Raw genomic sequence first — 8,605 nt, 5'->3', positions numbered from 1 at the left:
TTAGTTGTTTTAAAGACTTCACAGGGATACCTATGTTCAATTAGCACCTAAAAACTCTAATGCATCAAGATTTTAATAAAAAAACAAAAAACCAAGACTGATATTTAATCAATTTTTGGTTTTTATATTTGATTATTATGTAATTAAGCTAAATTCTGAATGCGCCTGGTTAATGGTTAATGGTTAATGGTTAATGGTTAATGGTTAATGGTTAATGGTTAATGGTTAATGGTTAATGGTTAATGGTTAATGGTTAATGGTTAATGGTTAATGGTTAATGGTTAATGGTTAATGGTTAAATTTAAAAACTAACAACTAGAAACCAAAAATAAACTTCAAAAAAATGGCTTCGACAAGCTCTGCCTGACATCGCGGAGCACAAATGTATTTTGTAAATAACCGAAAATAAACTTACAGTTCTAAATCCGCAAAAGGCAAATAGTCAATAGTCAATAGTCAATAGTCAATAGTCAATAGTCAATAGTCAATAGTCAAATTTAAAAACTAACAGCTAGAAACCAATAACCAACTTCAGTAAAAATCGCTTCGACAAACTCTGCCTGACATCGCGGAGCACAAATGTATTTTGTAAATAACTGAAAATAAACTTGCAGTTCTAAATCCGCCAAAGGCCAAAAGCAAAAGGTTAACGGTCAATAGTTAATAGTTAATAGTTAATAGTTAAAAACTAACAACTAAAAACCAAAAATACACTCATGGTTCTAAACTCGCCAAAAACTAAAAACCAGTAACCAGTAACCAACTTCAGTAAAAATAGCTTCGACAAGCTTTGCCTGACATCGCGGAGCACAAATGTATTTTGTATATAACAGAAAATAAACTTACAGTTCTAAATCCGCAAAAGGCTAGCTTCTGCACCAAATTAATAAACAAAATAAACAACAATAAGTAAGATATATCAAACTAGCCATGAATTATACACGCTGTTATACTTTATGTTTTATTTTCAGTTCGTTATGTCTTTCGAGTAGAATATTTAATAACTTTAAAGAATAATACCTGTCATTTTTAAGAAAAGCTTGTAATATAGGTCTTAATTCTTTGATTAGTCCTTTGTCTTTTGCAGTTGATAAAACACCTAAAGTTCCAATACATTTAATATCAAAGTTTTCGGCAATTTTTCGTGCTTTTTTGTCATCAATGAGTAAAAAATCTGCATTCAGTTCTTTATACAAAATTACCGATTCAGATTCCCCATAATCCATTACAAAAGTAAGCTCGTTAAACCCTTTAATGTTAACTACTTTTGATTTGAAAAACAATTCTATTTTATGATAAAACTCTGTGCTTTTGTCCAAAGTTATTTCTTCCCAAACTGCTTTAGGTATTTTGATTTCATCAAAAATAAGATTTAAAAGTTCTAGCTTATCAATGATTGCTAATGAAAAAATCGGCCCAGCATCGGCAATAACTAGTCCTTTTTTCATTATTTTAATTTTTCAATATCACCTAAAATATCTTCTTCGTTTAAGTTTGAAATTGAAATTTTATTATTAGAAAGTTCTTTTTCAAACTCAAGTCGTGACATTCCTGAAAGTTGAGAAGCCTTTCCAATAGTTAACTTTTGTAACTTATATAACTGAATTGCTAATGTAACTTTAATTCGCTTTTTTAATTCACTTTCTGACTCATTTAAAGCCAAAAGAATATCATTTGGAAAATCTATGGATATTGTTTGAATATTCATTGTTCTTTGCTTTACTTCAAATTTAATGTTTTTTTTACTGAAGTTTAATTTAATTTCAATTTTTTCCACATAAAGCATAACGGCTGAAAACCGACAAGAAACCAATAACTAACTTCAGTAAAAATCGCTTCGACAAGCTCTGCCTGACATCGCGGAGCACAAATGTATTATGTATATAACAGAAAATAAACTTGCAGTTTTAAGTCAGCAAAAGGCCAAAAGTAAAAGGCTAACGGCAAATAGTCAATAGTCAATAGTCAATAGTCAATAGTCAATAGTCAAATTTAAAACTAACAGCTAGAAACCAAAAATAAACTTCAAAAAAATGGATTCGACAAGCTCTGCCTGACATCGCGGAGCACAAATGTATTTTGTATATAACCGAAAATAAACTTGCAGTTCTAAATCCGCCAAAGGCCAAAAGCAAAAGGCTAACGGCAAATAGACAGTAGTCGGTAGTCAGTAGTCAGTAGTCAGTAGTCAGTAGTCAGTAGTCAGTAGTCAGTAGTCAAATTTAAAATTATCGACAAGAAACCAATAACCAACTTCAGTAAAAATCGCTTCGACAAGCTCTGCCTGACATCGCGGAGCACAAATGTATTTTGTAAATAACTGAAAATAAACTTGCTGTTCTAAATCCGCAAAAGGCCAACAGCAAAAGGCTAACGGCAAATAGTCAGTAGTCGGTAGTCAGTAGTCAGTAGTCAGTAGTCAGTAGTCAAATTTAAAATTATCGACAAGAAACCAATAACCAACTTCAGTAAAAATCGCTTCGACAAGCTCTGCCTGACATTGCGGTGCACAATTGTATTATGTATATAACTGAAAATAAACTTACAGTTATATATCCGCCAAAGGCCAAATGCAAAAGACTAATGGCAAATAGTCGGTAGTCGGTAGTCAAATTTAAAACTAACAACTAAAAACCAACAACTATAAACCAACAACTAAAAAGCAATATTCAATAACTCGCCACTTAGTTGAAGTAAATACAGCTCAGCTAATTTGGCCTCATATTTGGCATTATTTCTACTAAATTCTGCTGTTAATAGGTTTAACTGGGCTTGTCTAAATTCGATTGAAGTAATTTGGCCGAGTTTAAACTTCTCTTTAGTTCTATCGAAATTATTTTGAGAGGTGATGATGTTATTTTCTTGAATTCTATAAATTTTCAATTTGTTTTGATAATCGCCCCAGGCATTTTCAAAATCACGATCTAAACTTATGTACAGGGACTCTTTCTGAAGGGCTTGATTTTCTAAATTAATCTTAGCATTTCTAACCGTAGTAATTGTTCTACCTCCATCAAATAAATCCCAACTTAAATTAAGACCTCCTGAAAGCCCTGTGTTTGTAGATTGCGATACGAAAGCTGCTGCATTATTGTTATTTTTATTCCAACCATAAGATCCAGTAAGTCCAACCGTAGGCAAATACCCCGATCTGTTGGCTTTTACCGTAAACTCGTTTATAGTTATATTTTTATCAATTTGTAAAAGGGATACATTGTTGGCTCGCATTTTAGCGTATAAATCGGCTTTGTCGATATCTAACATAAAAGTTACCAAAGTATCTACTTTAATATCTAAAGGTAATTCTGTTCCTAAAACCACATTTAAATCACGTTTCGTGTTTAAAAGGTTTTGTTTGGAATTCATTAAATTAATACTGTCATTATTAATATCTACTTGGGCATTTAAAACATCTAACATCGTCCCTTGACCGTAATCAAATTGATATTTAGCTCTAACAATTCGGTCGTTAGAAATATCTAACGTTTGCTCTAAAGCACTAACGTTTTCAGACACTTGAGATACATTATAGTACACCGTGAATAATTGTGAAATGGTATTTTCAATGGTTTCTCGAGCTTCAAGTTCCGATAATTGATATTGCTCTTTTAGTTGTTTATAATCATAATGACGGCCTAAACCATCAAAAAGGGTATAATTTAAATTCAAAGAGGCGTTGTAACCTGAACTTTCTGCGCCATTTAAAGTGGTTATTCTGCCATCGGAAAACTCAGCTTCCGTGTTATCCAAATTATAATTTGCGCCCGCATTCCCTGTTAATGTTGGCAAATAGCCAGAATTTAAAACACTCTTATTGTTTTCGGCAATTTCAGTATTATTCGCTGCTATTTTAATGCCGTAATTATTTTCTAATGCAATAGAAATCGCTTCAGAAACAGGTAATGTTTTTTGTGCTGAAACCGATGCCATTATAAACGACACGAGTATAAATAATTTATATTTAATGTGCATGTTCTTCATTTTGTTCTTTAATAGCGCGTTCTACTTCTTCTTTGGTAACTGGCTCACCTGTTTGCAACCATTTTGCTTTCTGCTTAATACTATTACTAAACGATAAAAACAATGGTAATACCAACAAGGTAAGTATCGTAGCGTAAGCAATTCCAAACGTAATTGAAATAGCCATAGGCTTTAAAAATTGAGCCTGTCTGCTCTTTTCTAGCAATAAAGGAGCAAGTCCGGCCATGGTTGTAACCGAAGTTAAAAATATAGCTCTAAATCGTGATTTTCCAGCCTCTTTTAAGGCTTCGTCAAATTTTAAACCAGCTTTTAAATTCGTATTAAATTTACCTATAAGTACCAAGCCATCGTTTACCATAATCCCTATTAAAGCAATAATACCTAGCAACGACAAAACATTTACAGGAAATCCTAAAAGCCAATGTCCCCAAGCTACAGCCGTTAAACTAAACGGAATGAGCAGGATTAAAAGTAAGGGCTGACTTAAACTTCTAAAAGTAAAAGCAATGGTGATGTAAATTAGAAGAATAATAACTAAACCAGCACTTTTTAAAGAGCGATTTAATTTAGATGCCTCTCTATTCTGACCTTCAAAAGAAGCAGAAATGGTTGGATATTTCGCTTTTAAATTGGGCATGATATTAACTTTAATATCTTCTAAAATATCGGTAGCACTTTCATTAGGATCTTTTAAATCGGCTGAAACTTCAATTTCTCGACGTCCTTCTAAGTGATTTATAGCAACATCACCACGTTCAATAGAATAATTGGCAATATCTTTTAAAGTAACACGCTCGCCTGTAGGGGTTACAATACGCATATCGTCTAAATCGTTAATAGAAGCTCTATTTTCTTTATCGTAACGCACCCAAACACGAATTTCATCTTGTCCGCGCTGAAAACGTTGCGCTTGCACCCCGAAAAATCCTGCTCTAATCTGACTCATTACCGTGCTTAAATCTAAACCTAATAAATAGGCACTTTCTTTAAGCTCTAACCGAATTTCTTTAATTCCCGCTGGATCATTATCGGCCACATCTTTTAATAGTGGATTGGCCTCTAAAATAGATTTTAGCTCAACTTTTGCTGCCTTTAATTCATCAATATTGTTTCCTAAAAGCGATACAGCTACAGGACTTCCACCAAAGTTTCCACCCGAACCAAAAATTAAGCGTTCTGCACCAATTACTGGGCCTACCAATTCTCTAACACGATTAGAAACTAAAGAAGCATTAATTTCGTCTGGACGTTCTTCTCCAGGTAACATATTTAAATCCAAGCGTGCACTAGAAGCACTTGTAATTCGTTTAATAGTATTTTCGAATAATTTTTTTCCTGTACCTTCTAAGTATTTATCGCTAAACTCTTCGTTAACCAGATAAGCTTTTTCTTCAATTATCGACATGATAGAATCGGTTACCCGAACATTGGTACCGTTTGGCATATCCAACTCAATAGTAACACGGTCACTAGCTAAATTCGGAAAAATGGTAACGCCAATTATTCCGCCACCAATAGCACCAATAGTTAAAACAAAAGCCGCAACAAAAATTCCGAAGGCTAATATTTTAAATTCGAACATAAAATTAAGCACAGGAACGTAAAAATTCTCTCTAAAGAAAATCATGATACGGTCGCCAAAAGCATTAATACCACGCATTTTAGCAAAAAATTGTTTGACTTTAGATTTTGGTGCTTCGTCGTTCGAATTATGTCGCACTAAGGCTTTTGAATGTGCTAAATGCGCTGGTAAAATAATAAGCGCTTCAACTAACGACACCACTAAGGTGAGAATAACGATAACGGAAACTTCACTGAAAAATTCGCCAATTCGACTTTCTAAAAACAGAAAAGTTGAAAAAGCCAAGAGCGTTGTAATAATAGCAGAAATAACTGGTGGAATAACCTCCATTGTACCATCGATAGCAGCTTCAATAGGATCTTTACCATCTTCAAAATGCTGATAGATATTTTCGGCAATAACAATACCATCATCTACCAAAATACCGATTACGATAATCATTCCGAAGAGCGATAATACATTTATGGTAACCCCAAACTGCCCTGCAAAAATAAACATACCTAAAAAGGATATGGGCAAGCCAAAAGCCACCCAAAAGGCTAAACGTGTATTTAAAAACAATGATAAAAACAACAATACCAAAAGCATCCCTACTATGGCATTTTCGGTTAATAATTGGGTACGCTGATTTAAAGTTATCGATAAATCCCTCACAACATCTAAATGGACATTGTTATGGGAGTGGTTATAATCCTCGATATAAAGCTTGACCTGATCTGCCGAAGAAATTAAATCTTCATTATCAGTACTCGTTACACTAACATTTACAGATAGTTCGCCATTAAAGTAGGTAGCATTAGGCGTTTCGGAAAATCGGTCTCTTAAAATGGCAACATCTTTTAAGCGAATGGTTTTTCCATCTGCAAAAGCACGAACCACCACGTTTGATAATTCATCACTGTAATACGATCGGTTATTGGCACGAATAAGAAACTCTTCAGCATTGGTTTTTATATTCCCACCCGTAACCAGTATGTTAGAATTACTAACTGCAGCAGCAACTTCGTTAAACGTAATGTTATACGCTAAAAGGCTATTCTCGTTTACGGCTATTTCAATTTCTTCTTCTGGATAGCCTGAAACTTCAACCTGTGAAATCCCTTCAATCGCCCTTAAATCGTTTTCTATTTCTCTACCAATTTGTTTTAAGGTGGCTAGGGGAATATCTTTTCCGCTAATCGCAAACGAAATGGTTTCTCGAACATTTTCTGTTTTTGCAACTACAAGCGGTTCCATGCCTGTGGGAAAGGTTGGCACACGATCTACGGCGTTTTTCACTTCTAAAAGCATGAAATCGATATTCTCGCCCTTTAGAATTTCAACTGTGATAGAACCACTGTTTTCTCTTGAAGTAGAAGTAACACGGTCTACACCACGTAAACCTTTTAAATTATCTTCAATTTGAAGCACGATACCTTCTTCTATCTCTTGAGGAGATGCACCAGGATAGGCTATTTGTATGGTAATTATTTTAGATTCAATTATGGGGAAGAAAGAGGATTTTAAAGAACGTAGTCCTAAAATTCCAAAAATGGTAAAGGCTAAAATAAATATAGTAACGGCAATGTGATGCCTTATAAAATAGGCGATAACTTTTCTCATAGCGCGTTAGTTGTTTTTATTAGCGTTTTCATTATAAATTTTAACTAACATCCCTGCATATGCCCCCTGCACAGGACGCGACACAATCACTGTGCCGTCGGGCACCTCTTTTAAAACCACTTTGGTATCGCTAAAATGAATAGGCTTAACTGGAAGAATATCTAAAACGCTGTCTCTAACCACAAAAATCTCTTTGGTTTCTAGCAATAAATTTCTATTGATTTCAATGGCATTTTCTTCAGATTTAGCATTTACTCTAGCCTCTAAATACATGCCTTCCTTTAAAGTTTCATCTTTAACTTCAATAAAAACAGTGATAGTTTGAGTGGTAGCATCTACACTTCCGTTTACACGAGATACTTTACCCGTAAAACTTTCGGTACCTTCAAGGTTATTTAACTTAACCGCCTCCCCTACTTTTAATAAACCCGCAAACGACTTACTAATAGCAACTTCCATTTCGTAAACCGAAGGATCTATAAACTCACCTAATTTCTGTCCGCTTCTAATTAAAGTCCCTTCGGTAACCAAAGCTTCTGTTAGAATTCCGTTAAAAGGCGTGGTAATCACATATTTTGATAAACGCTGTTCTAAATTTTTAACATTAAAATAATTAGAAACAATACTTCTTCCGGTTATGAAATAATTTTCTTTTTCTGAAGTCATTTCAGGAAGTTTAGGCGTTGTTTTATTTAAATCGAAACTATTTAAATAGGCTTGCCATTTAGGAAAAACCTCAGGGAAATCGAGTCTTAAATCGGCCATTATAGCCGCTATCGAATTGTATAAATTACTTTTAGCCGATTGCACACTGGCGTAATACTCTGAAGCATCAATACGAATTAGAGTCTGCCCCTTTTTATAAGACTGTCCTGCTTTAAATAAAACGGAACCCGGTTGAAAAACGCCTTGAACTTCGGCATACAACTCGAATCTGCGTTTGGCTGTTAAGTTTCCATTGGCAGGAATTACTATAGGAATGGTACTATTTTTTACGGTGTCTACAAAAACTACTTTTACCACTTTTGGAGGTACCGGTTTTACCTTGTTTTTGTTTTCAATTAAAGATTTTGAAATAAAAATAGAGGCGACTATTGCGAGCACACCAAGAATAGCAAGTATAATTTTTCTCATTCTGGAAGGTTTATGAACTTGATTAGACGTCAAAGCTATCTTTAAGTTTAGTTTTATTTTGTTAAATAAAACCTAAAATTAAAAATAATATTAATGAGTAACTAACGAGATTGTCTTATACTTCAAGAATACCGAAAAGAATTAAAACAAAAAAGCAAGCTTTTTACAGCTTGCTTTTGTTTTGTGGGGAGAGCAGGATTCGAACCTGCGAAGACGTAGTCAGCAGATTTACAGTCTGCCCTCGTTGGCCGCTTGAGTATCTCCCCAAAACCGAGGGCAAATATATTACTGTTTTATTAATTCTAC

Annotated in this window: 5 protein-coding genes and 1 tRNA gene; all 6 read right to left on the bottom strand. The window is 34.1% G+C overall.

Going from position 1 to position 8,605, the window contains the following annotated elements; translation table 11 throughout:
- Nucleotides 1–947: 947 nt before the first annotated feature.
- Nucleotides 948–1,448, bottom strand: a complete 501-nt coding sequence (locus tag H6X70_RS14830; protein ID WP_194768474.1) for a DUF3368 domain-containing protein — start codon at nucleotides 1,446–1,448, stop codon at nucleotides 948–950.
- The gene (locus H6X70_RS14825) at nucleotides 1,448–1,777 is read right to left on the bottom strand and encodes a UPF0175 family protein (RefSeq protein ID WP_317171477.1); all 330 of its coding nucleotides are present in this window, start codon (nucleotides 1,775–1,777) and stop codon (nucleotides 1,448–1,450) included. The genes H6X70_RS14830 and H6X70_RS14825 overlap by 1 nt, the downstream gene beginning before the upstream one ends.
- 878 nt (nucleotides 1,778–2,655) lie before the next feature.
- Complete coding sequence (locus H6X70_RS14820) at nucleotides 2,656–3,972, bottom strand: TolC family protein (RefSeq protein WP_194768473.1); 1,317 nt, start codon at nucleotides 3,970–3,972, stop codon at nucleotides 2,656–2,658.
- Nucleotides 3,962–7,165 (bottom strand): efflux RND transporter permease subunit, encoded by a 3,204-nt coding sequence (locus H6X70_RS14815; RefSeq protein ID WP_194768472.1) that lies wholly within the window; start codon nucleotides 7,163–7,165, stop codon nucleotides 3,962–3,964. Before H6X70_RS14815 ends, H6X70_RS14820 begins: the two co-directional genes overlap by 11 nt.
- 6 nt (nucleotides 7,166–7,171) lie before the next feature.
- Nucleotides 7,172–8,299, bottom strand: a complete 1,128-nt coding sequence (locus H6X70_RS14810; protein ID WP_194768471.1) for an efflux RND transporter periplasmic adaptor subunit — start codon at nucleotides 8,297–8,299, stop codon at nucleotides 7,172–7,174.
- A gap of 184 nt (nucleotides 8,300–8,483) precedes the next feature.
- Nucleotides 8,484–8,565, bottom strand: a tRNA-Tyr gene (locus tag H6X70_RS14805).
- Between the last annotated feature and the right edge of the window lie 40 nt (nucleotides 8,566–8,605).

Source organism: Tamlana sp. I1 (assembly GCF_015355625.1).
Classification (GTDB): Bacteria; Bacteroidota; Bacteroidia; order Flavobacteriales; family Flavobacteriaceae; genus Pseudotamlana.
This window is presented reverse-complemented; position numbering and strand designations above follow the sequence as displayed.

Excerpts from the sequence above, each read along its gene's own strand:
- H6X70_RS14810 (WP_194768471.1), bottom strand. The coding sequence starts at position 8,299 with ATGAGAAAAATTATACTTGCTATTCTTGGTGTGCTCGCAATAGTCGCC.
- H6X70_RS14815 (WP_194768472.1), bottom strand. The coding sequence starts at position 7,165 with ATGAGAAAAGTTATCGCCTATTTTATAAGGCATCACATTGCCGTTACT.
- H6X70_RS14830 (WP_194768474.1), bottom strand. The coding sequence starts at position 1,448 with ATGAAAAAAGGACTAGTTATTGCCGATGCTGGGCCGATTTTTTCATTA.
- H6X70_RS14820 (WP_194768473.1), bottom strand. The coding sequence starts at position 3,972 with ATGCACATTAAATATAAATTATTTATACTCGTGTCGTTTATAATGGCA.